This window comes from Leucobacter sp. NPDC077196 (genome assembly GCF_040687075.1).
In the GTDB taxonomy this organism is placed as follows: domain Bacteria; phylum Actinomycetota; class Actinomycetes; order Actinomycetales; family Microbacteriaceae; genus Leucobacter.
The window spans coordinates 176167-200982 of record NZ_JBFBML010000004.1; the positions used below are offsets into that span (position 1 = coordinate 176167).

General features: G+C 65.2%; 23 protein-coding genes. 7 read left to right on the forward strand and 16 right to left on the reverse strand.

The features are described from left to right. Window positions 1–16: 16 nt before the first annotated feature. From AB0O71_RS06655 to sufB, 5 genes are read right to left on the reverse strand one after another with little or no spacing between them, the layout of a single operon-like run. Window positions 17–367 carry a metal-sulfur cluster assembly factor gene (locus tag AB0O71_RS06655; RefSeq protein WP_010157222.1) on the reverse strand — a complete coding sequence of 117 codons (351 nt, stop codon included), beginning with the start codon at window positions 365–367 and terminating at the stop codon, window positions 17–19. 17 nt (window positions 368–384) lie between these two features. Further along, the gene (gene sufC, locus AB0O71_RS06660; protein WP_363743482.1) at window positions 385–1143 is read right to left on the reverse strand and encodes a Fe-S cluster assembly ATPase SufC; all 759 of its coding nucleotides are present in this window, start codon (window positions 1141–1143) and stop codon (window positions 385–387) included. A 3-nt stretch (window positions 1144–1146) separates the two neighbouring features. Beyond that, window positions 1147–1473, reverse strand: coding sequence for a non-heme iron oxygenase ferredoxin subunit (locus AB0O71_RS06665; RefSeq protein WP_363743484.1), 327 nt, complete (start codon window positions 1471–1473; stop codon window positions 1147–1149). Next, a complete protein-coding gene (gene sufD, locus AB0O71_RS06670; protein WP_363743486.1) occupies window positions 1473–2660 on the reverse strand; it encodes a Fe-S cluster assembly protein SufD in 1188 nt (395 codons plus the stop codon). The genes AB0O71_RS06665 and sufD overlap by 1 nt, the downstream gene beginning before the upstream one ends. After that, window positions 2660–4078, reverse strand: coding sequence for a Fe-S cluster assembly protein SufB (gene sufB / locus AB0O71_RS06675; protein WP_090149813.1), 1419 nt, complete (start codon window positions 4076–4078; stop codon window positions 2660–2662). The genes sufD and sufB overlap by 1 nt, the downstream gene beginning before the upstream one ends. A 284-nt stretch (window positions 4079–4362) precedes the next feature. Between sufB and AB0O71_RS06680 the strand changes: the two genes are divergently transcribed. Then, a complete protein-coding gene (locus AB0O71_RS06680; RefSeq protein ID WP_363743489.1) occupies window positions 4363–5310 on the forward strand; it encodes a COX15/CtaA family protein in 948 nt (315 codons plus the stop codon). Between the two features lie 511 nt (window positions 5311–5821). Here the strand turns inward: AB0O71_RS06680 and AB0O71_RS06685 are convergent. Next, window positions 5822–6754: a heme o synthase gene (locus AB0O71_RS06685; RefSeq protein ID WP_363743491.1), complete on the reverse strand. Its 933-nt coding sequence runs from the start codon at window positions 6752–6754 to the stop codon at window positions 5822–5824. Window positions 6755–6842: 88 nt separating this feature from the next. Here AB0O71_RS06685 and tkt point away from each other — a divergent pair, with 88 nt between their 5' ends. Genes tkt through AB0O71_RS06700 form a run of 3 tightly spaced genes read left to right on the forward strand, consistent with a single transcriptional unit; the run spans window position 6843 to window position 11697 of the window. Then, window positions 6843–8930, forward strand: a complete 2088-nt coding sequence (gene tkt, locus AB0O71_RS06690) for a transketolase (RefSeq protein WP_363743493.1) — start codon at window positions 6843–6845, stop codon at window positions 8928–8930. 29 nt (window positions 8931–8959) lie between these two features. Beyond that, window positions 8960–10069 carry a transaldolase gene (tal, locus tag AB0O71_RS06695; RefSeq protein WP_363743495.1) on the forward strand — a complete coding sequence of 370 codons (1110 nt, stop codon included), beginning with the start codon at window positions 8960–8962 and terminating at the stop codon, window positions 10067–10069. Between the two features lie 2 nt (window positions 10070–10071). Next, the gene (locus tag AB0O71_RS06700; RefSeq protein ID WP_363743499.1) at window positions 10072–11697 is read left to right on the forward strand and encodes a glucose-6-phosphate isomerase; all 1626 of its coding nucleotides are present in this window, start codon (window positions 10072–10074) and stop codon (window positions 11695–11697) included. A gap of 63 nt (window positions 11698–11760) precedes the next feature. Here the strand turns inward: AB0O71_RS06700 and AB0O71_RS06705 are convergent, their stop codons facing one another. From AB0O71_RS06705 to uvrA, 9 genes are all read right to left on the reverse strand, one after another. After that, the gene (locus AB0O71_RS06705) at window positions 11761–12126 is read right to left on the reverse strand and encodes an RNA polymerase-binding protein RbpA (protein ID WP_363743501.1); all 366 of its coding nucleotides are present in this window, start codon (window positions 12124–12126) and stop codon (window positions 11761–11763) included. A gap of 39 nt (window positions 12127–12165) precedes the next feature. After that, window positions 12166–12414 carry a preprotein translocase subunit SecG gene (secG, locus tag AB0O71_RS06710; RefSeq protein ID WP_363743503.1) on the reverse strand — a complete coding sequence of 83 codons (249 nt, stop codon included), beginning with the start codon at window positions 12412–12414 and terminating at the stop codon, window positions 12166–12168. 62 nt (window positions 12415–12476) lie between these two features. Then, entirely contained in the window at window positions 12477–13313 is an 837-nt protein-coding gene (gene tpiA, locus AB0O71_RS06715) for a triose-phosphate isomerase (protein WP_363743505.1), read from the reverse strand. Beyond that, window positions 13310–14512, reverse strand: a complete 1203-nt coding sequence (locus AB0O71_RS06720; protein WP_363743507.1) for a phosphoglycerate kinase — start codon at window positions 14510–14512, stop codon at window positions 13310–13312. Before AB0O71_RS06720 ends, tpiA begins: the two co-directional genes overlap by 4 nt. A 29-nt stretch (window positions 14513–14541) precedes the next feature. Continuing rightward, window positions 14542–15159, reverse strand: a complete 618-nt coding sequence (locus AB0O71_RS06725; protein ID WP_363743509.1) for a superoxide dismutase — start codon at window positions 15157–15159, stop codon at window positions 14542–14544. A 115-nt stretch (window positions 15160–15274) separates the two neighbouring features. Next, the gene (gene whiA / locus AB0O71_RS06730; RefSeq protein ID WP_363743511.1) at window positions 15275–16255 is read right to left on the reverse strand and encodes a DNA-binding protein WhiA; all 981 of its coding nucleotides are present in this window, start codon (window positions 16253–16255) and stop codon (window positions 15275–15277) included. 57 nt (window positions 16256–16312) lie between these two features. Next, on the reverse strand, window positions 16313–17191 hold the full coding sequence (gene rapZ / locus AB0O71_RS06735) for an RNase adapter RapZ (RefSeq protein ID WP_363743514.1): 879 nt from the start codon (window positions 17189–17191) through the stop codon (window positions 16313–16315). Beyond that, on the reverse strand, window positions 17188–19116 hold the full coding sequence (uvrC, locus tag AB0O71_RS06740; protein WP_363743517.1) for an excinuclease ABC subunit UvrC: 1929 nt from the start codon (window positions 19114–19116) through the stop codon (window positions 17188–17190). The genes rapZ and uvrC overlap by 4 nt, the downstream gene beginning before the upstream one ends. Further along, window positions 19113–22019, reverse strand: coding sequence for an excinuclease ABC subunit UvrA (gene uvrA, locus AB0O71_RS06745; protein WP_363743520.1), 2907 nt, complete (start codon window positions 22017–22019; stop codon window positions 19113–19115). The genes uvrC and uvrA overlap by 4 nt, the downstream gene beginning before the upstream one ends. Window positions 22020–22140: 121 nt before the next feature. On the opposite strand from uvrA, the gene AB0O71_RS06750 reads away from it, so the two are divergent. The 3 genes from AB0O71_RS06750 (at window position 22141) to AB0O71_RS06760 (ending at window position 23946) form a co-directional block, all read left to right on the forward strand. Beyond that, a complete protein-coding gene (locus AB0O71_RS06750; protein WP_363743522.1) occupies window positions 22141–22779 on the forward strand; it encodes a hypothetical protein in 639 nt (212 codons plus the stop codon). Then, window positions 22776–23447, forward strand: a complete 672-nt coding sequence (locus tag AB0O71_RS06755) for an RES family NAD+ phosphorylase (RefSeq protein ID WP_363743524.1) — start codon at window positions 22776–22778, stop codon at window positions 23445–23447. Before AB0O71_RS06750 ends, AB0O71_RS06755 begins: the two co-directional genes overlap by 4 nt. 73 nt (window positions 23448–23520) lie before the next feature. Then, window positions 23521–23946: a VOC family protein gene (locus AB0O71_RS06760; RefSeq protein ID WP_363743526.1), complete on the forward strand. Its 426-nt coding sequence runs from the start codon at window positions 23521–23523 to the stop codon at window positions 23944–23946. Here AB0O71_RS06760 and AB0O71_RS06765 read toward each other — a convergent pair. Then, on the reverse strand, window positions 23898–24716 hold the full coding sequence (locus AB0O71_RS06765) for a helix-turn-helix domain-containing protein (RefSeq protein ID WP_363743528.1): 819 nt from the start codon (window positions 24714–24716) through the stop codon (window positions 23898–23900). The two genes, AB0O71_RS06760 and AB0O71_RS06765, sit on opposite strands and share 49 nt — an antisense overlap. Window positions 24717–24816 lie beyond the last annotated feature (100 nt).

A 24816-nucleotide genomic window follows, 5' to 3' on the forward strand; every position in this document is an offset into this window, starting at 1 on the left:
AGCCCACTGGGCTCTCTCAAATCGCAAACCCGAGTGCCCGCATCATATCGCGGCCGTCGTCGGTGATGCGCTCCGGCGTCCACGGCGGCATCCAGACCCAGTTGATCCGGAATGCCGTCACGAGACCGTCGAGCGCCTCGGCGATGTCGTTCTCGATCACGTCGGTGAGCGGGCAGCCCGCACTCGTCAGCGTCATGCTGATGACGAGTGCGTCGTGCTCCTCATCGAACGCCAGGTCGTAGATCAGCCCGAGATCGACGATGTTCACACCGAGCTCGGGGTCTGAGACATTCTTGAGCGCCTCGTACGCCTGCTCTCGGAACTCCGGATCGATCGACTGGGGCGCCGTCGTGGTTTCCTCGCTCATAGCGACCAGCCTACGCCTTATGCGCTTTCGAGGAAGCGGTCGTAGCCTTCTTCCTCGAGACGGTTTGCGAGTTCCGGTCCGCCCTCTTCAGCGACGCGGCCGTTGACGAACACGTGCACGAAGTCGGGCTGGATGTAGCGGAGGATGCGCGTGTAATGCGTGATCAGCAGCACACCGAGTCCGGTGGTCTCCTTGGCGCGGTTCACACCCTCCGAAACGACCTTGAGTGCGTCGACGTCGAGGCCCGAATCGGTCTCGTCGAGCACCGCGAACTTCGGCTTCAGCAGCTCGAGCTGCAGAATCTCGTTGCGCTTCTTCTCGCCGCCCGAGAAGCCTTCGTTCACGTTACGAGCCGCGAACGATTCATCCATGCGCAGATTGCCCATGGCCTCCTTGACGTCCTTCATCCAGGTACGGATCGCGGGCGCCTCGCCGTCGATCGCCGTCTTGGCAGTGCGCAAGAAGTTCGCGTTCGTCACACCCGGGATCTCCACGGGGTACTGCATGGCGAGAAACATGCCGGCCTGCGCACGCTCGTCTACGCCCATCTCGAGAACCTCTTCGCCATCGAGCAGGATGGACCCGCCCGTGACCTCGTAGCGCGGGTGTCCCGCGATCGCGTACGCGAGAGTCGACTTGCCCGAGCCGTTGGGGCCCATGATCGCGTGGGTCTCGCCCTGCTTGATGGTCAGGTCGACACCCTTGAGGATCTGCTTGGCGCCCTGCTCGGTTTCGACAGTGACGTGCAGGTCCTTGATTTCAAGAACGGAGCTCATGTGTTAAATCTCTTTCGTAACGTTGGGGTCGATATATATGTCGCCATCCTCGATCTCGACGACGAAGACGGGGACCGGCTCATATGCCGGGAAATTCTCTGGCACGCCGGTGACGAGTGAGAATGCCGAACCATGCGCCCAGCATTCGAGGGTGTCGCCGTCAACAAAGCCTTCGGCGAGGCTGACCTGACCGTGGCTGCAGGTGTCACCGATCGCGTGCACCGCACCGGTTCCATCGAGCACGACCGCGATCGGCACATCGTCGACGACCACGCGAGTCGCCTGATCCTGAACGAGGTCGCTGACGGCGAGCACCTTCTGTCGCGTCATCAGCGGGCGGAGTCCGCGAGCTCGGCCTCGACGGCGGCGTGCAGCCGCTCCTCCGTTGCCGTGTCGCCGATCCGAGCGATGACCTCGAACAGGAAGCCGCGAACGACGAGCCTGCGGGCCTCCTCAGCCGAGATGCCTCGGCTCTGCAGGTAGAAGATGTGCTCGTCGTCGAAGCGTCCGGTCGCGCTGGCGTGACCGGCTCCCTCGATGTCGCCCGTCTCGATCTCGAGATTCGGGATCGAATCGGCGCGCGTTCCCTCGGTGAGCACGAGGTTGCGGTTCTGCTCGTAGCTGTCCGTGCCGGTGGCATTGTTGCGAATCAACACGTCGCCGATCCACACCGTGTGCGCGCCCTCGCCCTGCAGTGCGCCCTTGTAGGTGACGCGGCTGCGGGTGTGGGGAGCGTCGTGGTCCATGTACACCTGGTGCTCCAGGTGCTGACCGGCATCGGCGAAGTACGCGCCGAGCGCCTCGCCGTTCGCGCCCTCGTGATCGAGATGGATCGAGGGGTTCAAGCGCACGATCTTCCCTCCGAGTGACACGACGATGTGGGTTACCGACGCATCGCGGCCGACCGTTGCGTAATGGCTCGCGAGGTGTATGGCCTCGTCGTTCCACTGCTGCACGCTCACGACCGTCAGCTTCGCGCCGTCCCCGACGACGATTTCGACGTTCTCGGAGAGATGGGCGGCGCCCGTGTTCTCGAGGATGACGAGGCCCTGCGAATGCGGGGCCGCTTCGATGACGGTGTGGCCGGCGCGCGGCGTCGTATCGAGCGCGTCGCGCGTGACCACAGCGGTCACCGGCTCTTCAGACGACACCGTCACGACGTGCGCCTCTCCGAACGCCGACCAGGCCGCAGCAGCGCCGCGCTCCTCGGGCGTTCCGGCGCGTCCGATGCGCGCGTCCGAACGCGAGACCCACTCCGACGTCACGCCGGCGACCTCCGAGACGGACACGGGCACCCGCGATCCGTCGAGCTGGCCGTTGAGTAGCGCGTCGAGTTTCGCGACGGGCGTGTACTTCCAGACCGCTTCACGGCCCGTCACCTCGGCGAAGTCGGCGACGTCAGTCGATACGGGGCGCTCCGACCGGGTCTGCACGGGCACACGGTTCGCCCAGTCCCCGTCGGAGTGCGCGGTCAGGCCGTGCTGAGCCGTTTCCTTCGGTGCAACAGCTTGCGTCATTATCCGACGGATCCTTCCATGCCCATCTCGATGAGCTTGTTCAGTTCGAGCGCGTACTCCATGGGCAACTCGCGAGCGATCGGCTCGATGAAGCCGCGGACGATCATGGCCATGCCCTCTTCCTCGGCGAGCCCGCGGCTCATCAGGTAGAACAGCTGCTCCTCGCTGACGCGGGAGACCGTGGCTTCGTGTCCGAGCTCCGCGTCGTCCGTGCGGATGTCGATCGCCGGGTAGGTGTCACTTCGCGAGATCGTGTCGACGAGCAACGCGTCGCAGACCACCGAGTTCGCTGAGTGACGCGCGTTGGCCTCGATGCGCACCTCACCGCGGTAGCCGGTGCGGCCGCCGCCACGGGCGATCGACTTGGCGAGGATCGACGACTTGGTGTTGGGAGCGAGGTGAATCATCTTCGCACCGGTGTCCTGGTGCTGACCCGGGCCGGCGAACGCGACCGACAGGGTCTCGCCCTTGGCGTGCTCACCCGTGAGGTAGATCGACGGGTACTTCATGGTGACCTTCGAGCCGATGTTGCCATCGACCCACTCCATGGTCGCGCCCTCTTCGGCGATCGCACGCTTGGTGACCAGGTTGTACACGTTGGTCGACCAGTTCTGGATCGTGGTGTAGCGCACTCGCGCGTTCTTCTTCACGATGATCTCGACGACGGCGGAGTGCAGCGAATCCGATTTGTAGATCGGCGCCGTGCAGCCCTCGATGTAGTGCACGTAGCTGCCCTCGTCGGCGATGATGAGCGTGCGCTCGAACTGGCCCATGTTCTCCGTGTTGATGCGGAAGTAGGCCTGGAGCGGGATCTCGACGTGGACGCCCTTGGGAACGTACACGAAGGAGCCGCCCGACCAGACGGCCGTGTTCAGCGCTGCGAACTTGTTATCGCCGGACGGGATGACGGTGCCGAAGTACTCTTCGAAGATCTCGGGGTGCTCGCGGAGCGCCGTGTCGGTGTCGAGGAAGAGTACACCCTGCTCTTCCAGATCCTCGCGGATCTGGTGGTAGACGACCTCCGACTCGTACTGAGCTGCCACGCCGGCGACCAGGCGCTGGCGCTCTGCCTCGGGGATGCCGAGACGCTCGTAGGTCTCCTTGATCTCCTCGGGCAGCTCCTCCCACGTGGTGGCCTGCTTCTCCGTGGAGCGCACGAAGTACTTGATGTTGTCGAAGTCGATGTCGGAGAGGTCGGCGCCCCACGCGGGCATCGGCTTCCGACCGAAGATCTGCAGCGCTTTCAGGCGACGCTGGAGCATCCATTCCGGCTCGTTCTTCAGTGCCGAAATCTCGCGCACGACCTGCTCGCTGAGTCCGCGCTTTGCAATCGCGCCGGCTTCGTCGCTGTCGTGCCAGCCGAATTCGTACTGGCCCAAGCCTTCGAGCTCGGGTCGGTCGATCAGTACCTCTGGCATGATCCCTCCCTCATTCTTCGTCTCGCCCGGGAAGCCCTGGCCGAGCCGGAGGGATCCGGTCGGCGGAGTGCGCGCGTTCCGTGGATGGATGCGCACATCGGGTTCCCTGCAGCGGTGCAGTATTCTGGGCTTCGTACGTCACCGGGCAGATCCGATGCAGAGCACCGAAACACTCGGTTCGACGTTCGCAACCACAGCTTCCTATTCTACAGGTTTCCGATAGTTTCGGGGGATGTCCGCTCAGGGCGTCGCATGACTCTGGGAAGCAGCCGAGAGGAGTCCCGTTGTCCAGCGCGCCAACCGCAAGCACCATCGCCCCGCGGTCGTCCAGCCCGTATTCCGGGCTTCCCTCCCGTTTCCTTCGGATCGTCGCCTGGGCGTCCTTCGTGCTGAACACGTTCATCATCGGCACCGGAGGCGCGGTGCGACTCACGGGCTCCGGGCTCGGCTGCCCGAACTGGCCACTGTGCGCGCCGGGTTCGCTCGTGCCGACCGAGGAACTCACGTACCACTCGCTGATCGAGTTCGGCAACCGCACCATCTCCGGTCCCTTGCTCGTCAGTGCGATTCTTGTCTTCGTGCTCACCTGGCGACTGCGTGCGACCCGCCGTGATCTCTTCGCGATCTCCGCTGTGGTCCTCGGTCTCGTGGTGCTGCAGGCGCTCATCGGCGGGGTCATCGTCTGGCTGCATCTGAACGCGAATCTCGTGGGCACCCACTATGTGATCTCGCTCGCGCTCGTCTGCATCACCGCGGCGTATCTGACGCGCATGTACGAGGCCGGGGCGCCGCGTGAACGCGTGGTGCCGAAGGGGTTCGCGATTCTCACGCACGTGACCACGCTCGCAATGGCGTTCACGGTGGTCTTCGGTGTGCTGACGACCGCATCGGGCCCGCACTCGGGCGACTCCACCATTCAGCGCGACGGCATCGACGCAGTGCTCATGAGTCACATTCACGCGTGGCCCGGGTACATCGCATTCGGTCTCACGCTCGCGCTGCTCGTGTGGGCCGCAGCTCAGCGTTTGCGCCCGCTGCGCTGGAATATTGCGCTCCTCGCGGCGCTCGTCGTGCAGATCGTAATCGGCATCTACCAGGCGCGGAGCGGGCTCCCCCCGTTCGCGGTCGGGGTGCACATGGTGCTCGCGGCACTCACCGCGGCCGCGATGACGGTGGTCGTGCTGCGATTGAAGCGGCCCGCATCCGAGGCCGCGGTGGTCGAGGCGCGATAACCCCGCGTACTCCGTAAGTCTGCCTCTGCTCTGCTCTGCTCTGAATTGCCCTGACTTGCCCTGACTTGCCGCTATGTCACCCCGAAAGCGCGTTTCGGCACTATCGACTGCAGCTGGCAAGCCCAAACTGCGCTTTCGCACTTCACTTCGGTGCTTACCTGCGGCTGGGCGCGGCGCGGGCAAGTAAGCGCGCGGTTGCGCAGCGCTCCGCTGCCGAGGCCGGCGTTCGAGCGCCGATGCGACCGAGAACGGCTGCGTACCGAACCTTCGGGTGATGTTCTGGAGCTGGCGAGGCATGAACAGAGCCTGTCATCGCCGCTCGGCTCGTGCAGAAGCTATCCGGAGGCGCACACGCGGCGACCGCCTCGGGAGAGCGAAGAGCGAGTGCCCTGGGATGTGGGGAGGCCCGGGGTGCCCTCGCGAGCGCAGTCCGGCATGTGGCGCTCACGATTTCGAGCAGAAATCGCGCTCTCGAACTGGGCCCGTGGTGCCCGGCGCGCCCGAGCGTCGGTTAGAAGGGCAGCAGCGCGTCGACCGCGATGACGAGCGAGATGACCGAGAGGTAGATGTTGGCGGTGTGGAACACCTGCATCGGCTTGCCCGCCTCGCCGCGAATCGCGTGAGCATAGAGGCGATGCGCCTGCACGATGAAGTATCCGCCGAACACGAGCGATGCGACCGTGTAGGTCCATCCCATCTCAGCCACCGGAATGAGCAGCAGGCTCGCCGCCACGGTCGCCCAGGTGTAGAGGATGACCTGGAGCCCGACAGTGACGCGCCCGCGAACGACGCCGAGCATTGGCACACCGGCCGCCGCATAATCGTTGCGGTACTTCATCGAGAGCGGCCAGTAGTGCGCCGGCGTCCAGAGGAAGATGACCAGGAAGAGCACCCACGCGGGCCAGTCGAGAGACCCGGTGACTGCGGCCCAGCCGATGAGCACCGGGAAGCACCCGGCGATTCCGCCCCAGACGATGTTCTGCTCGCTGTGGCGCTTGAGCACGATCGTGTAGATGACGACGTAGAAGAAGATCGCACCCGCGGAGAGCGCGGCGGCGAGCAGGTTCGTCGTCAGCGCGAGCCATACGACGGACAGGGAGCCCATGACCCAGGAGAAGATCAGCGCATTGCGGTCGGAGATCTCGCCGGTGACGAGCGGACGGTTCTCCGTGCGCTTCATCTTGCGATCCATGTCGCGATCGATGTAGCAGTTGAACGCTCCGGCCGAGCCTGCGCTCATGGCGCCGCCGATCAGCGTCGCCAGTACCAGCCACAGATTCGGGAGGCCGCCCTGCGCGAGGATCATCGCGGGCACGGTGACCACGAGCAACAGCTCCATGACCCGGGGTTTCGTCAGGGCGACGTAGTTCTTGACCGTACGGCCGAACGAGGGTCGCCCGGCGGTGGCGCGGGCCTGAGTCTGGGCTGGGATCTGCGTGGACATCACCTTCAATGGTACCCCGCCGTTCGATAAGATTGTGCGGGGGTGCGCCAGGGCGGCGTCCACCCCGATCCGTTTGGAAAGGAACGTCTTGGCGAACGAACTGCAGTGGGATGAACTCGACGATCGCGCGGTCGATACCGCACGGGTACTCGCGGCTGACGCCGTGGAGAAGGTGGGCAACGGCCACCCGGGCACGGCGATCAGCCTTGCGCCCGTCTCGTATCTGCTTCACCAGAAGGTGCTGCGCCATGATCCTTCGGATCCGCACTGGGTTGGGCGCGACCGCTTCATCCTCTCGGTCGGTCACTCCTCGCTGACGCAGTACGTGCAGCTCTACCTCGGCGGCTACGGTCTCGAGCTCGAAGATCTTGAGTCGCTGCGCATCTGGGGCTCCAAGACTCCGGGCCACCCGGAGTATGGTCACACCGACGGTGTCGAGATCACCACCGGCCCCCTCGGGCAGGGTCTCGCCTCTGCCGTTGGCTTCGCGTACGCGGCCCGCTACGAGCGCGGCCTGTTCGACCCCGAAGCCGCACCGGGTACCAGCCCGTTCGACCACTTTGTCTACGTCGTCGCCGGCGACGGCGACCTGCAGGAGGGCGTGACGAGCGAGGCGTCGTCACTCGCTGGCCACCAGGAGCTCGGCAATCTCATCGCGATCTACGACTCCAACCAGATCTCGATCGAAGACGACACCAACATCTCGTTCTCCGAGGACGTGGCGAAGCGCTACGAAGCCTACGGGTGGCAGGTCATCGAGGTCGACTGGAAGAAGACGGGTTCGTACGTCGAAGACATTGCCGAATTGCACGGCGCCATCGAAGCCGCTCAGGCGGAGACGTCGAAGCCCTCACTCATCATTGTCAAGACGATCATCGGGTGGCCCTCCCCCGGCAAGCAGAACACCGGCGGCATCCACGGCGCAAAGCTCGGCTCCGAGGAGCTCGCCGGCTTGAAGACCGCGCTCGGATTCGATCCCGAGCAGCATTTCGCAGTCGCGCCGGAGGTCATCGAACACACCCGCGCGGCAGTGCAGCGCGGCGCTGAGAAGCGCGCTGAGTGGCAGGTGGGCTTCGATGCGTGGGCGACGGCGAATCCGGATCGCAAGGCGCTCTTCGATCGTGTCGAGTCACAGCAGCTTCCGCCAGAAGCGCTCGAGGTACTGCCGGCCTTCGAACCGGGTGAGAGCATCGCTACGCGCTCGGCGAGCGGCAAGGTGCTCGCCGCTCTCGGCCCGATCATGCCCGAGCTCTGGGGCGGATCGGCCGACCTTGCGGGATCGAACAACACGACGATCCCGAATGTTCCCTCCTTCGTGCCGGCCGACCATTCCACCAACACGTGGCAGGGCGACCCCTACGGCCGTGTGCTGCACTTCGGTATTCGCGAGCACGCGATGGGCGCGATCCTCAACGGCATCCAGCTGCACGGGAAGACGCGCAGCTACGGCGGCACCTTCCTGATCTTCAGCGACTACATGCGTCCGGCCGTGCGCCTCGCCGCGCTGATGAATGTTCCCAGCGTGTTCGTGTGGACGCACGATTCGGTCGCACTTGGAGAGGACGGACCGACGCACCAGCCGATCGAGCAGCTCGCGACACTGCGTGCGATTCCGAATCTCGCAGTGGTGCGGCCCGCAGACGCCAACGAGACGGCCATCGCTTGGCACGAGATCCTCACGCGCAATGCGGGCCCGTCGGGCCTCGCGCTCACCCGGCAGAACGTGCCGGTGCTGCCGCGCGGCGGAGATTTCGCGAGCGTCGAGCAGGCAGCGGAAGGAGTGCGACGGGGCGCCTACGTGCTCGCCGACTCCCCCACGGATTCGACCGACGTCCTGCTGATCGCCACCGGCTCCGAGGTGCAGCTCGCCGTGGAGGCGCGTGAGCGTCTCGCCGCCGAGGGCGTGGGAGCGCGCGTCGTGTCGGCGCCGAGCCTCGAGTGGTTCGCCGAGCAGACGGAGGAGTACCGCGAGAGCGTGCTCCCGAAGGTGGTGACCGCGCGCGTGAGCGTCGAGGCCGGTCTTTCCCTCGGCTGGGACCGGATCGTGGGCGACCGTGGCCGCTCCGTCTCGATCGAGCACTTCGGCGCCTCCGCCGACTACCAGACACTCTTCCGCGAGTTCGGCATCACGACCGACGCGGTCGTCGCAGCTGCGCACGCGTCGCTCGCCGCCTGACCCCGCATCTTCGAAAGGATCATCACGAGATGACGAACCCCAATACCGCCGCCCTCAGCGAGGCCGGCGTCAGCATCTGGCTCGACGATCTGTCGCGCCATCGCCTCGAGAGCGGCGAGCTCGCCTCGCTGGTGGAAACGGTGAACGTGGTCGGTGTGACCACGAATCCGACGATCTTCGCAAATGCCATCGGGGGCGGCGACGGCTACGGAGACCGGCTCAAGGACGCCGCTGCGCGCGGACTCGACACGGATGCGGCGATCGTGGAGCTCACGACCGCGGATGTGGCCGACGCATGCGACCTGCTCGCCGACGTGTACGCGTCGACCGGCGGACGCGACGGCCGCGTGTCGATCGAGGTCGAGCCGGGCCTGGCCCGCGACACGGTCGGCACTGCGGCCCAGGCTCAGGATCTCTGGGCTCGCGTCGATCGTCAGAACGCCATGATCAAGATTCCTGCGACCGTCGAGGGGCTCGATGCGATCACCGAGACGATCGCGGCGGGGATCAGCGTCAACGTGACGTTGATCTTCAGCCTCGAGCGCTATCGCCAGGTGATCAATGCGTACCTCGCAGGCCTCGAGCGTGCTCGTGCTGCGGGCATCGATCTCTCGACGATTCATTCGGTCGCGTCCTTCTTCGTGTCTCGCGTCGACTCCAAGATCGACCGTCGACTTCGCGAGATCGGCACACCTGAGGCGCTCGCGCTCACCGGACAGGCGGGCATCGCGAACGCCCGCCTCGCATACGAGGTGTTCGAGCAGTCGTTCGAGACCGAGCGTGCGCGGTTCCTCGTCGGGCTCGGCGCGAATCCGCAGCGTCCGCTCTGGGCTTCGACCGGCGTCAAGGACCCCGCGCTCGTCGACACCGCGTACGTGACGGGTCTGATCGCCCCGAACACCGTCAACACGATGCCGGAGGCGACGCTCCAGGCGTTCGCCGACCACGGGCACGTGCCCGGTGACACGATCACTGGCTCTTATCTTGAGTCGAACCAGGTGCTCAACGCGATCGATGCGCTCGGCATCGATTACGCCGAGGTCACCGAACTGCTCGAGCAGGAGGGACTGCAGAAGTTCGAGGCTTCCTGGTCGGAGCTGCTCGGCACGGTGGAGCAGGCGCTCCGTGAGGCGCACTGAGCATGGCTGTTGAGGTGACGGTCGACGCGGGCATGCCCGGCGCGGACGCCGCCCTGGCCGGGCTGGTCGAAGATCGCGTCGCAAGTCGCATCTTCGCCCACGACGCGAGCCTCTGGGGCGAGGATGCCGCAGCTGAAGCGGCAATTCGTCTCGGTTGGACGGATGTCGCGGCGACTGCCGAACGGCTGATACCCGAGATCGAGCAGCTGCGCTCTGAATTGCGAGCGGCAGGCGTGGATCGCTTCGTGCTGTGCGGAATGGGCGGTTCGAGCCTTGCGCCGGCGGTTATCACCCGGTGGGCTGGAGTCGATCTCACGATGATCGACTCCACCCATCCCGATGTGGTGCGCCGCGCGCTCGCGGGCGACCTCGCCCGCACGGCCGTCATCGTCAGCTCGAAGTCAGGCGGAACGATTGAGACTCGCAGCCATTTGGCTGCTTTCGAAGACGCCTTCCGCGTCGCCGGAATCGAGCCGACCGAGCGCGTGGTCATCGTGACTGACCCCGGTTCTCCGCTTGATTCGGAGTCACGGGCCGCGGGCCGCCGCGTGTTCACCGCCGATCCCAACGTGGGAGGCCGATTCTCAGCGCTCACCGCTTTCGGCCTTGTTCCTTCGGGACTCGCCGGCGCCGACCTGCAGCGTCTTGTCGCTGATGCCGATGCAGTGCGCGCCAGCGTCTCCGCAGACTCGGTTGATAACCCCGCACTGCGATTGGCCTCGGCGATCCATGCCGGGCTTCCGCGCCGTTTCGTGCTCGCGGTCACCGAGAACGCTTCGGCATCGTGGGGACTCGGTCACTGGATCGAGCAACTCGTCGCGGAGTCGACGGGCAAGGACGGGCAGGGAGTATTGCCCGTAGCGCTCGACGCCGAAGCACCGGAATTCGTCGACGTGCCCGCGAGCGTCACGGTGGTCGGCCTTGGCGACGAGGCCATCGATGCAACGCAGATCGGCGGACGCACGGCCCCGGTCGCGGTCTCTGGCACGCTCGGGGCGCAATTGCTCACTTGGGAAGTTGCGACCGCAGTGCTCGGCCGTCTCATGGGTATCGATCCGTTCAACCAACCTGACGTCGAGTCTGCGAAGGTGGCTGCACGTTCCGCTCTCGACGGTGACGCCGCCGGGGCCGCCGACGAAGGGGTCGAACTTTCTGGCGCCTCTGGTGTGCGGATTCTCGCGGCCCCATCGGGCGTCGATATCACCGACCTTGTGGGGCTCGTCGCGCAGCTGCGTGAGGCAGCTCGGCAGGCCGGCTACCTGTCGCTGCAGGCCTACCTCGATCCGGAAGGTGAGGAGGCGGAGCCGCTGCGCGTACTGCGCGAGCGGCTCGCAACGGAACTTGCCGTTCCCGTCGCACTGGGCTGGGGACCGAGCTACCTCCACTCAACCGGTCAACTCCACAAAGGCGGACCAGCAGCTGCGGTCTTCGTGCAACTCACGGCGCAGGAACCGGTGCCGCTGCCCATTCCGGGTTCGGATCTTGGCTTCGATGCCCTCATCGCAGCGCAGGCTCGCGGGGATCGATCGGTGCTCGCCGAGCGCGGGCGCCCGGTATTCGCACTGGCCTGCGCGGATCCAGCGGCAACGGTGCGAGGCCTCACCCAGGCCTTGTCGTCACTCGACTGAGTAGCGACACACGACGAACGGCCCCGGGCGAGTTGCCCGGGGCCGTTCGTCGTGCAGTGGATCTTATGCCGACTTGCGTGCCGTACCGCGTCGTGTCCGCAGCTTCTGCAGCGCAGCCTCGAGGAGCTCTTCCGCCTCCTCGGGCGTGCGACGCTCCTTCACATACGCGAGGTGCGTCTTGAACGGTTCGTTCTTCGGAAGCAGCGGAGGATTCTCCTTGTCGCGCCCGGCGGGGAGGCCGGTCGTCGGAGAATCGATCTGCTCGGGAATCTCCTCATCGGGAACGTCGGATGCGAAATAGCGCACCGTTTCGTTGCCGAGGGCGTCCCAGTACGAGATCTGCGTGCGTCCGGCGCGCGAGCCGTGATCCTTCTCCCCCATGGGGCCGGAACCGACGCGGGCGCCACGGATGGCGTTACTGCCTGCCACGAATTGCCTTTCTACTGCTGAATCGGGTGAGCGCGTCGTCTAGACGACAGAGAAGCGCGCGATAAGCCCGAGCGCGACGATCGAGGCGCCCCAGATGAGGGACACGACGATGGTGATGCGATTGAGATTGCGCTCCGCGACTCCCGACGAGCCGAGGCTCGACGTCACTCCACCCCCGAACATGTCGGAAAGCCCTCCCCCGCGCCCCTTATGGAGCAGGATGAACAGGGTGAGCAACAGGCTCGTGATCACAAGGATGACGAGCAGGATGATCTTCAGAATGAGCACGAAGTGCACCTTTCGAGGTCGCGGGCGCGTGAGGCCAACGACCAGTATAGCGTGGAGTCGATTCAGCCGGCCGTAACGTGCTTCTGGAACTGAATGATTCGCGTGAACTCATCGACCTTGAGACTCGCTCCGCCAACGAGTGCGCCGTCGACGTTCGGCTGGCGCATGAAGCCTGCGATGTTCTGACTCGCGACGGATCCGCCATAGAGGATCCGCGTGCGAGCAGCGATCTCGTCGCCGCGCAGATCGCGCAGATGCTCGCGCAAGGCAAGAGCGACCTCTTCCGCTTGCTCAGGCGTTGCCGCCTGGCCGCTTCCAATGGCCCAGACAGGCTCGTAAGCGACAACGAACTCAGCATCCGCTGGCAGTTGGGCGAGCGCAGCGGTCAGTTGTGCCAGGGGGATCGCGGCAGCGCCGTGCTGCTCCAGGTCCTCCGCCGTCTCGCCGACGCAGATCATCGGCACCATGCCCGCAGTGTGCGCTGCGCGAGCCTTCAGTCCGACGATCTCGTCGCTCTCGGCGTGGCCGTGCCGACGCTCGGAGTGGCCGACCAGGGCGTACGAGACATCGAGCTTCGCGAGCATCGCAGCCGAGACGTCGCCGGTGTAGGCACCTGATTCGTGCGGCGAAACATCTTGTGCACCCAGCGTGAGCGAGAGCTTATCGGCCGCGAGCAGCGTCTGCACCGAGCGAAGGTCGGTGAAGGGCGGGAACACGGCGACCTCGGCCGCCGAGAAATCATGGCGCACGTCTGACAGGCCCCATGCCAGCTTCTGCACCAGCGCGATGGCCTGGAGATGATCGAGGTTCATCTTCCAATTGCCCGCAATGAGCGGCGTGCGTGGGGTTGCCGGGAGCGGCTCCCTGACCTCCGGGGTCGCGGGGCTGTGTTCCGTCATGCCAGTACCTCCAAGCCGGGCAGTGTCTTGCCCTCCAAATATTCAAGACTCGCACCGCCGCCGGTGGAGATGTGACCGAACTGGTCATCTGAGAAGCCGAGTGCGCGCACGGCAGCGGCGGAATCGCCGCCACCGACGACCGTGAACCCGCCGGTCTCCGTCAATGCTCGAGCGACGGTGCGGGTTCCCGCGGCAAAGGCATCGAGCTCGAACACTCCCATGGGCCCGTTCCAGAACACGGTTTCCGACTGCGCGATCACGGCAGCGAACGCCTCCGCGGAGTCCGGACCGATATCAAGGCCGAGCCCGCTCGCGCCAAATCTCGATGATTCGATTGCGTCCGCGGGTACCGTCTCGTGTGCTGCATCTGCGGCGAATTTCTCGGCCACGACGATATCGGAGGGGAGCACGATGCGTACCCCGCGTCGTTCGGCCTCCGACAGGTACCCCCGCACGGTGTCGAGCTGATCCGCTTCGAGCAGGCTGGATGCAACCGCATGCCCCTGTGCGGCGAGGAACGTGAAGAGCATTCCCCCTCCGATGAGGAGCGTGTCCACGCGCTCGAGCAGGTGAGAGATTACGCCGAGCTTGTCGGAGACCTTTGACCCTCCCAGCACGACCGTATACGGACGCGCGGCGTCCGACGTCAAGCGCTGCAGCACCTCGAGCTCCGCCGCGACGAGCCGCCCCGCGGCGCTCGGCAGCAATGTGGCGAGCTCGTAGACGCTCGCCTGCTGGCGATGCACGACGCCGAAGCCGTCGGAAACAAATGCATCGCCGAACGCCGCGAGTCGCTCTGCGAAGCTCCGGCGCTCGTCGGCATCCTTACTCGTTTCCGCCGCGTTGAACCGCAGGTTCTCGAGGAGCACCACCTCGCCATCGGAGAGTTCCGAGACGGCGGCCGAGGCCGCATCACCGATCGTCTCCTCAACGAAACCGACCGGTGCGCCGAGCAGCTCGCTCATGCGCTCCGCAACCGGGCGCAGTGAGAACTGAGCGTCGGGCTCCCCCTTGGGGCGGCCGAGGTGACTGATGAGCACGAGCTTCGCCCCTGCGTCCCGCAGTTCGCGGATCGTGGAGAGGGAAGCGCGGATGCGTCCGTCATCGGCAATGACGCCGTCGTTCAGGGGGACGTTGAGGTCGCAGCGGACAATGACCGTCTGCGATCGCAACGGACCGAGTGTTTCGATGGTGCGCATGGAACGGTGGGCTCCTCGAGGTGCGGGAATCAGATCAGGCCGGGCGTCTGGGTGCGTGCCGCTTCGAAGCGACGCGCCACATCCTGCCAATTCGCGATGTTCCAAAACGCCTTGACGTAGTCAGCGCGCACATTGAGGTAATCGAGGTAGTACGCGTGCTCCCACACGTCCAGCTGGAGCAACGGGATCGTTCCTGCGGGGAGGTTGCCCTGCTGGTCGAACAGCTGCACGATGTTCGGGCGCTGACCGAGCGCATCCCAGGCGAGCACTGCCCAGCCCGATCCCTGCACGCCGAGAGCGGTGGCTGTGAAGTGGGCCTGGAACTTCTCGAAATCGCCGAAGAACTCATCGATCGCGGCGGCAAGCTCTCCTTCGGGGCGATCTCCGCCCTCGGGCGAGAGGTTGTTCCAGAAGATCGTGTGGTTGACGTGACCGCCGAGGTTGAACGCGAGGTCCTTCTCCAGCTTGTTGACCGAGGCGAGATTATTCGACTCGCGAGCCTCAGCGAGCTGCTCGAGCGCGGTGTTCGCACCCGTTACGTATGCCTGGTGGTGCTTGTCATGGTGCAACTGCATGATCTTGCCACTGATGTGCGGCTCGAGAGCGGCGTAATCATAAGGAAGCTCGGGAAGTGAGTAGGCGGCCATGTGGCGATCCAATCTCTCGGTGAACAGTTGTCGGATTCAGTCTATGGCGCTGCTTCCCGCAGCGGTGAGAAAGGCGGCATGTGCGGGGCCAGGTTTGCCGCCTGTTCGCCAGGCGCTAAATTCTGTCGAGCTCGTCAGGAAGGCTCGCCTCGGTGCCCGGCACGCCGCGCGATTCGGCCTCCTTATCGGCCATGGCGAGCAGGCGCCTGATTCGCCCGGCGACGGCGTCCTTCGTGAGGGGCGGATCGGCCCGCGCACCCAGATCGTCGAGGCTCGCCTCGCGATGAGTCAGCCGGAGCTCGCCCGCGTATCGCAGATGCTCGGGAATGTTGTCGCCGAGCAACTCCATGGCCCGCTCGACGCGCGCGCACGCCGCGACAGACGCCTGTGCTGACCGGCGCAGGTTGGCGTCGTCGAAGTTCACGAGGCGATTCGCGGTCGCACGTGTCTCGCGCGCACGGCGCAGTTCGTCCCAGCTCGTGCGAGCCTCTTGAGCGCCGATGAGGCCGAGCATCTCGCTGATCGCCTCGCTGTCGCGAATGAGTACCTTGTGCTGTCCGCGAATCTCGCGGCTCTTCGCGTCCACGCCGATTCGGCTCGCGGCTCCCACGAGCGCCATTGCGACCTCGTTGCTCGGGCATACCACTTCGAGGTTGGCCGAGCGGCCCGGCGCGGTGAGTCCGCCGCGGGCGAGGAAGGCGCCGCGCCAGATCGCAGCGAGCTCCGCTTGCGAGCCCGTCGTCAATCGATTCGGCAGACCACGAATCTGGCGGCGACGCTGATCGAGCAGCCCGAGCTGCCGAGCGAGTGTTTCGCCATCGAGCACGCGGACGAGGAACTGCGGGGCGCCGGGTCGGGTGCTCGAGGGGGGCAACTGCTTTGCATCAGAACGGATGCCGTACAGTTCGGCGAGATCCTTACGGACGCGCTGCACGATCTGCGGAGTGTGCAGCTCGGCCTCGAGGGCGATGCGGCCGGAAATGGTGTGCAGCCCGCCTGCAAGACGGAGGATCGTAGCGACCTCGGCAATGCGCTCGCCGGTGCTCTGCACCGGGAATCGCACGAGTTCGCTCTTGACCTCGGGGGTAGACAGCACGAATGGGTCCTTTCGGAGAGGGTGTTTCAATGAATCGGCCGACGAGTGGAGCGTCGACTACTCGCGACCGAGATCGCGGTGGCGCAGGCTCACGCTGACGCCGGGTAGCCCGGCAAGTCGGTCGGCGAGCTCTCGAGCAGTGGCGACCGAGCGGTGCTTGCCGCCGGTGCATCCTACCGCGAGCGATGCGTGCCGCTTATTCTCACGTTGGAAACCCGCGAGTACCGGGGTGAGTGCGGCGACGTAGTTATCGAGGAACTCGGCCGCTCCTTCGCGGCCGAGAACGTACTCCTTCACCTCAGGGTCGACGCCCGTCAGTGCTCGGAGCTCGGGTTCCCAAAACGGGTTCGGGAGAAAGCGCATGTCGACCATCAGATCGACGTCGGTGGGGGCACCGTATTTGAATCCGAAACTCGACACCGAGAGCTGCAGCCCGGGTGTGTTGTCGTCGGAGAACAGTTCCCGCGTAGCGGTCGAGAGATCGTGCACGTTATAACGCGAGGTGTCGATGACCACATCGCACGAGGCGCGCAGCTCTTGCAGGCGCTCGCGCTCCAGTCGAATGCCCTCAAGCAAACTGCGCTCTTCGCCCTGCAGCGGATGCGGTCGCCGAACGGACTCGTACCGACGCACGAGAATCTCGTCCGTGGCGTCCAGGAAGACGACGCGAACGGTCGCGTTGTCGCGCAACTCGTCAACAGTTGCCTGGATGTCTGCGAAGAGGTCGCGACCTCGGACATCGACGACCGCGACAATGCGCGGGAGAGCGCCGCCAGAGCGGTCCGCCATGTCGGCAAGCGTCTTGAGCATCGGAAGGGGCAGGTTGTCGACGACGTACCAGCCGAGGTCTTCAAGCGTGTTGGCGACCGTGCTTCGGCCGGCTCCCGACATACCCGTGACGATGAGGATCTCCTGCCGGGATACCGCGTCGTTCATGCGCCGAGTTCCTCTCCCTGCTTCGCTTCCACCTGAACCTCTAGCTTAGCGCCCGCCCCCGCGTCCGAATGCAGGTGGGCCAGGATCTGCTCACCCAGTTTCTGGCCGACGCCCGGCGCCGCCGCGAGCTCCGCCGCAGACGCCGCACGCAGCCGCGTGACGGACCCGAAATACTTGAGCAGGGCCTGTACGCGTTTGGGGCCGAGCCCGGGAATCTCGGACAGGCGGCTCGAGATCGACGTACTGCGACGTTGACGCTGGAACGTGATCGCAAAACGGTGCGCCTCATCGCGCACCCGCTGCACGAGAAACAGTGCTTCGCTCGTACGCGGCAGAATCACGGGGAATGGATCGCCCGGGAGCCAGATCTCCTCGAGCCGCTTCGCGATTCCGCACAGCGCGATATCCGTGATGCCGGCCTCCTGCAGCGCACGCGCGGCGGCTTTGACCTGCGGTTCGCCGCCATCGACGATGAGCAGTTGCGGGCGATCCCGATAAATTCCGGTCGGTTGCTCGCCGGCGTCACGCGCCGCGTTGAGCTGCGCGGCTCGGCGCGAGACGACTTGATGGATGGAATCCGTATCGTCGGTCGTCTGCTCGATGCGGTACTTGCGATAGGCGCCCTTGGCGGGGAGACCGTCCTCGAATACGACCAGTGACGCCACGACACCGGTCCCCTGCAAGTGGGAGACGTCGATGCACTCGATGCGGAGCGGTGCCTCCTCCATATCGAGGGCTCGCTGCAACTCGGCGAGCGCATCAGTGCGGGCGGTGAGATCAGCCGCGCGCTTCAGCTTGTGGCGAATCAAGTGCTCCCCCGCGTTGCGCATCGCGCGATCCATGAGCTGTACCTTGTCACCGCGCTCTGGAACGCGAACCGTCACGCGGCCGCGTCGCGGCCGTCGAGCGCCGAGCGCCTCCTCGAGAGCGGGCGAGTTCGCCGGGAGCTGCGGAACGAGAATCTGCGGCGGCGGCTCGCGATCTCCCTCGTAGGCGGACTGCAGCACCTGCTCGAGCAGGGTCTCGGGCGAATCGTCGAGTTCGACGTCGACGATCCAGCTACGTTCACCGCGGATGCGCCCTCCCCGAATGATGAACTGATGAGCTGCGGCCGCGAGTTCATCGGAACGCAGCCCGAACACGTCGAGATTGACGTCGAGCCCGAGCACTACGGCGTTCTTCTCCATGACGTGTTCCACGGCTTCGGCTTGATCGCGCAGCCGAGCGGCGTCCTCGTACCGCTGTTCATTCGCGGCCTCGCGCATGGCGCGCTGCAGAGCCTTCAGATGGCTCGTATCGCTGCCTCCGAGGAAGGCGACCAGTTCTCCCACTCGTGCGCGGTGCTCCTCCACGGTGAGCTTCTGCGAGCACGGCCCGCTGCATCGCCCGATCTGCCCAGCCAAGCAGGGCTTGCCCGAGCTCATCGCGCGTTGGTAGTCGGCGTCATTGCAGGTGCGGATCGGAAAGGCTTGCTGCAGCAGCGACGTCGTCTCCCGCAGTGCCCAGACCTTCGGGTACGGCCCAAAATAACGAGCACCGCGAATGCGCTCGTTGCGCGTGATGACCAGTCGCGGAGCCTCCTCGCGCAATGTCACGGCGAGATACGGGTAGGTCTTGTCGTCCTTGAACTGCACGTTGAACGGAGGCTTGTACTCCGTGATCCACGTGTGCTCGAGGATGAGCGACTCCGTGTCGGTCGCGACGACGGTCCAGTCGACTTTCGCTGCGATCGACAGCATCGTGCGCGTGCGCGGCATGAGCGAATGCAACGGCTGAAAGTAGTTCGCGAGTCGGGCTCGCAGGTTCTTCGCCTTGCCGATATAGAGCACTCGCCCGTGCCGGTCGCTGAAGCGGTAGACCCCGGGCGAGGTCGGGATTTCTCCCTGGGCCGGCCGGAAGGTCGCGCGGTTGTCGGTGCCGTTCAAGCGGAGGCTTTCGCCCGACCGTTCAGCACCTCGTTCAGGAACTGACCCGTGTGGCTTTCGGTAACGGCGACCAGCTGCTCAGGCGTGCCCTCGGCGATGATCATGCCACCGCCGGATCCGCCCTCGGGCCCGAGATCGATGACCCAGTCCGCGCTTCTGATCACATCGAGATTGTGCTCGATGGTGATGACGGTGTTGCCCTTCTCGACCAGGCCGTTCAGCACGAGCAGCAGCTTGCGCACATCTTCGAAGTGCAGACCGGTGGTCGGCTCGTCGAGCACGTAGATGCTGCGCCCGTTCGATCGCTTCTGCAGTTCGGTCGCGAGCTTCACGCGCTGCGCTTCACCGCCGGAGAGCGTCGTCGCGCTCTGCCCGAGGCGCACATACCCGAGGCCGACGTCTACGAGTGTTTTCATGTATCGGTGGATCGAGGATATCGGCTCGAAGAACTCCTCGGCCTCCGCGATCGGCATCTCGAGCACCTCGGAAATGTTCTTGCCCTTGTACCGCACCTGCAGCGTCTCACGGTTGTAACGCGAGCCCCCGCACACCTCACAGGCGACATACACGTCGGGGAGGAAGTTCATCTCGATCTTCAGCGTGCCGTCGCCGGAGCATGCCTCGCATCGGCCGCCCTTCACATTGAAGCTGAACCGACCGGGGAGGTAGCCCCGCGTCTTCGCTTCCTGGGTTTCGGCGAACAGGTTGCGGATCTTATCGAAAACGCCGGTGTACGTCGCTGGATTCGAGCGCGGTGTGCGACCGATCGGCGCCTGGTCGACGTGCACGACCTTATCGAGGTGTTCGAGTCCGGTGATGCGGGTGTGCTTGCCCGGAACGAGCCGTGCGCCGTTGAGATGATTGGCGAGCACTCGATACAAGATGTCGTTGACGAGCGTCGACTTGCCCGATCCCGAAACGCCGGTGACCGCGGTCATTACACCGAGCGGGAACGTCGCATCGACGTTCTTCAAATTGTTCGACCGCGCTCCCACCACCTTGAGCTCTCGCTTACGATCACGCTTGCGACGCCGCTTGGGGGTCTCGATGCTGCGACGGCCTGCGAGGTAATCGCCCGTGATGGAATCGCGGTTGCGCAGCAGCTCGTCGTAGTGGCCCGAATGCACGACGGTACCGCCTTCGACGCCTGCGCCGGGTCCGATATCGACGATCCAGTCAGCCGCTTCGATCGTCTCCTCGTCGTGTTCGACAACGATCAACGTATTGCCGAGATCGCGGAGCTTGATAAGCGTCTCGATCAGCCGGCGATTGTCGCGCTGATGCAGCCCGATGCTGGGCTCATCCAGCACGTAGAGCACACCAGTGAGACCAGAACCGATCTGCGTGGCGAGCCGAATGCGCTGAGCTTCGCCGCCCGACAGCGTGCCCGCGGCGCGAGCCAGGGTGAGATACCCCAGCCCCACTTCGATCAGGAAGTCGAACCGCAGACGAATCTCGCGCAGCACCTGAGCGGCAATCGTCGCTTCGCGCTCGGTGAGCACGACGTTGTCGAAGAAGCCCTTCGCGTCGAGCAGGCTGAACTCGCCAACAGCGGCGATGGACTGATTGTCGACCGTCACGGCCAGCACCTCGGGCTTGAGGCGCTGCCCCTGGCACGCGTGACACGGGACCTCGCGGAGAAACTCCGACCATCGGTCGCGCTTCGCATCGGATTCGGCCTCGGCATACTGCCGTTCGATGAACGGAATCACCCCTTCGAAGCCCGAGGAGTACTTGACCTCGCGCCCGAATCGGTTGCGCCATCGCACATTCACCTTGAAATCGTTGCCGTAGAGCACCGCCTGCTGCACTTCTTCGCTGAGGTCGGACCAAGATGATTTCAAAGAGAAGTTCAAGTCGTCCGACAGGCCGATCAGGAGCTTCTCGTAGTACTGGTACAAGCTCTTGCCCTGGCTCGTCCACGGCACGATGACGCCCTCCGTGATGGAGAGCTCGGGATCGCCCAGCACCAGGTCTTCGTCGACGGACATGCTGGTGCCCAAACCCGAGCACACTGGGCACGCGCCGAAGGGCGCGTTGAAGGAGAATGTGCGAGGTTCGATCTCGGTGAGTTGCACGGGGTGCTGGTTGGGGCAGGAGAGCTGTTCGGAGAACTGCTGCGTGCGATCCGCCGCTTTCGCATCGCGATCGACAAAGTCGACGGTGACGATTCCCCCGGCAAGGCGCAATGCTGTCTCAAGGGAATCAGTGAGGCGGCCGAGGATCTCGGGGCCTGCGACGAGGCGGTCGATGACGACGGAGATGTCGTGCTTGACCTGCTTCTTGAGTTTCGGAGGGTCGGACAGTTGGATCATGTCGCCGTCGACGATCGCTCGCGAGTACCCACTCGCGGCGAGATCTTGAAAGAGGTCGACGAACTCCCCTTTCTTCTTATTGACGACCGGAGCGAGCACCTGGTACCGCGTGCGCTCTTCAAGCTCCATGAGTCGGTCAGCGATCTGCTGCACGGTCTGCGATTCGATCCGTTCGCCGCACACCGCGCAATGAGGAATGCCGATGCGCGCCCAAAGGAGGCGCATGTAGTCGTAGATCTCAGTGATGGTGCCCACGGTGGAGCGCGGGTTGCGATTCGTCGACTTCTGGTCGATGGACACGGCGGGGCTGAGGCCCTCGATGAAGTCGACATCAGGTCGATCGACCTGACCGAGGAACTGACGTGCATAAGCGCTCAGGGATTCGACGTATCTGCGCTGGCCCTCCGCGAAGATCGTGTCGAACGCCAGGCTCGATTTCCCGCTCCCGGACAGGCCGGTGAAAACCACCATGGAGTCGCGAGGAATGGCCAAGTCGACGTTCTGCAGATTGTGTACGCGGGCACCCTGCACACTGATCTGCCCGTGCGCGGCTGAGGATCGGATCGGAGTTGAGCGCGTCGAAGTCACCGACTTATTCTATCCGTTCTCTGGAGAACAGTTCGAACATACCTACGAAACTTTCGCCAGGAGCGCACTTTGCATGCGGTTGGGTATCGATTAATATTGATGCAAGTGATCGAAAGGGTTCATGGTGTCCATCGCTCAATTGACACCGTCGCGGCGGGACCGCGCTCCTCGCGACGTCAAGGCTGCCCGCGAACGACTGCTCGATCTGGTGACGCACCTGGACACGGAGCGCATGGATTCGGCCGAGGAGCTCCTCTCTGGGCTTCTTGCCCACCAGCAGGCGGACACTCGAACGCTCGCCGAGGCGGAGATCACCGCCCTCGCGCGCTTCGGCGTCGGCGAGGAGGAGTTGCAGCAGCCTGATGCGTTGCACGCGACGACCCAGGGCCTTCTGGCGAACCGGGCGCTCGCCGCGCGCAGTGCCACGGTGACCGAGGCTGCAGAACTGCTCGGCGTGACTCCGGCGCGCATTCGTCAGAGGTGCGCTGCTGGCACTCTGCTCGCGCAGCGACGCACCGACGGGTGGCATCTTCCCCGATTCCAGTTTCCTGATGACCGGGAGGTTCCCGGCTGGGCGACGGTAGCGGCAGTGATCCCTCGCGGCGCGCCGCTGCTGTTCGCCGAACGGGTGCTGACCTCGCCCTCGCCCGCGCTCCTCAGCGACGGCGAGGAGCTCGCACCGTTCGAGTGGCTCGTGCTCGGCGGCGACCCGGTGACGGCCGCGATGGCGGTGGATGACGCGCTGCACCGGCTTCCGTGAGCGAGTACCTGTCCGCTCCAGACATCGCTGCATTTCCCGATCTGGCGCGTGATCGCAGTTGGGTGCGCGAGCTTCCGCGCGGCACGGCGCTGGCTCGCATCTTCACAGCGGGAGGCCCCCACCCGATGGCGTGGCATGAATTCCGCACCTACGGGCCGATCGATGCGCGCTTCGATCCCCAGCCAGAACCGCCTTCCGAGACGGTCGATGCCGGGGTGCTGTATGCGACGCTCGAGCAGTCCAGCCTTGGGGAGGAGCACGCGTCGGCCTTCGCGTCCTGTCTGCTCGAAGTGTTCCAATCCACACGCATCGTCCGTCGGGCGACCGGTGCGCCGACGCTCGCGATCTTCGAGAACGCCCGACCAATGCGCCTTCTCGATCTCAGCGACAGCGACTGGATCACCGTCGCAGGGGGCAGCGCCGCGATCTCTTCGGGCGATCGCATGGTGTCACGTGCGTGGGCTCGAGCGATTCGGGCGACCTATCCGAACCTCGATGGCGTCATCTCGGCCTCCTCGGTCGTGCCGACGGCACGAGTCGTGGCACTCTGGTCGCCCGCGATCGACGCGCTTCCCCGGCACCCGATCGCGCACCTGCGTCTTGATCGCGACGAGCTGACCGGGGTGATCGACCGGATCGCCGCCCGGTACGGCTACGTGGTGCTCTGATCTGCGACAGCGCGGTGCCGCGCACGTCCGATTTGTGCAAGACGGGCGGCCGCTCCCGGCGTAGCCTGAGCGCATGACTCTGAACTTCGATTTCATCGGCATCGTCACTGCGGACCTCGGCCGCTCGCTCGCCTTCTACCGCGAGCTGGGCATCTCGATTCCGGAGGGACTGGACGACGCTCCGCATGCGGAGGTGGTGCTGCCCGGCGGCATGAAGCTCGCGTGGGACCCCGTATCGACGATCGAGACCTTCATGCCTGGCTTCGAGCTACCCGCCGGCGAGAACCGAATCGCCTTCGCGTGCAGCGCGGGCTCGCCGGCCGAGGTCGACTCCGCCTACGCTGAGATCGTGGCTCGGTATCCCCGAGCGGCCGATACCGCGCCGTGGGATGCGCCGTGGGGGCAGCGGTACGCCACCGTTCGCGATCCCGACGGCAACTCGATCGACCTTTACGCACCGCTTCCGGCGGCTCCCGCGTCCGACGGCGCGACCACCTGACGCAAGCGCGCATACTGCGACGGCGTTTCGCCCATCATTCGAGAGAATTCACGCGTGAAGTGAGATTGGTCGGCGTACCCGGCTCGGACAGCGACCTGCGCTAAGGATGCCCCGTTGTCGAGCGCGAGGCGAGCCCGCAGGCCGCGGCGCACGCGGCGGAGCGCGGCGAACCCGTAACCGAATTCTGCGAGCATCTTCCGGTGCACCTGTCGCTCCGAGAACCCGATTCGATGTGCCAGTGCGGAGAGGGAGTCTTCCGCATCGGCCGCTTGCAGTGCTGCACGCCTCCAGGGCACCGGTGCCGTGCTGACTCCGCCGTCGGCATCAATCGCATGCGCGAGGGACGGAACGAATTCGCGCTCTCGCATGAGTTCCGTGGCATCCTGCCGCGTGCCAGAGGCAAGCGCGCGCATCGACGACGCGACGCGCAGCGCAACCGCGCCTGCAATCGCCACGTCTGCAGGCACCAGGCTGTCGCGCAATGCGTCCAGAGGGCGCCCGAACGCAGCGGCCGCGGTGCCCGGGGCGAAACGGATGCCGACGGTGGGGGTGGCGCTGTCGACCGGTGACCGGAGCCATTGGGTTGATGGGCCCGCGATGAGCAGTGCGTCACCGCGGAGGACGAAGTCGGCGCATCCGTCCGCCGGCACGATGGTCGACACCGACGGCGAAAAGTCCGACGGGGCAGCAGACGATGGGGCTGCGGGCTCGGTCGGCTGCTCCACCCGCCAGATGACCCCCAGCCCCGGCACTGCTCGCTCCGAATACATGTCGCCTAGATGTACTGACCCGGATCGTTGTTGACGTAGGAGAGACCCCCGTAGTCGAGTTGGAGCTGTCAAATTCTTCTTCTCGCACGCACGGAGGTCT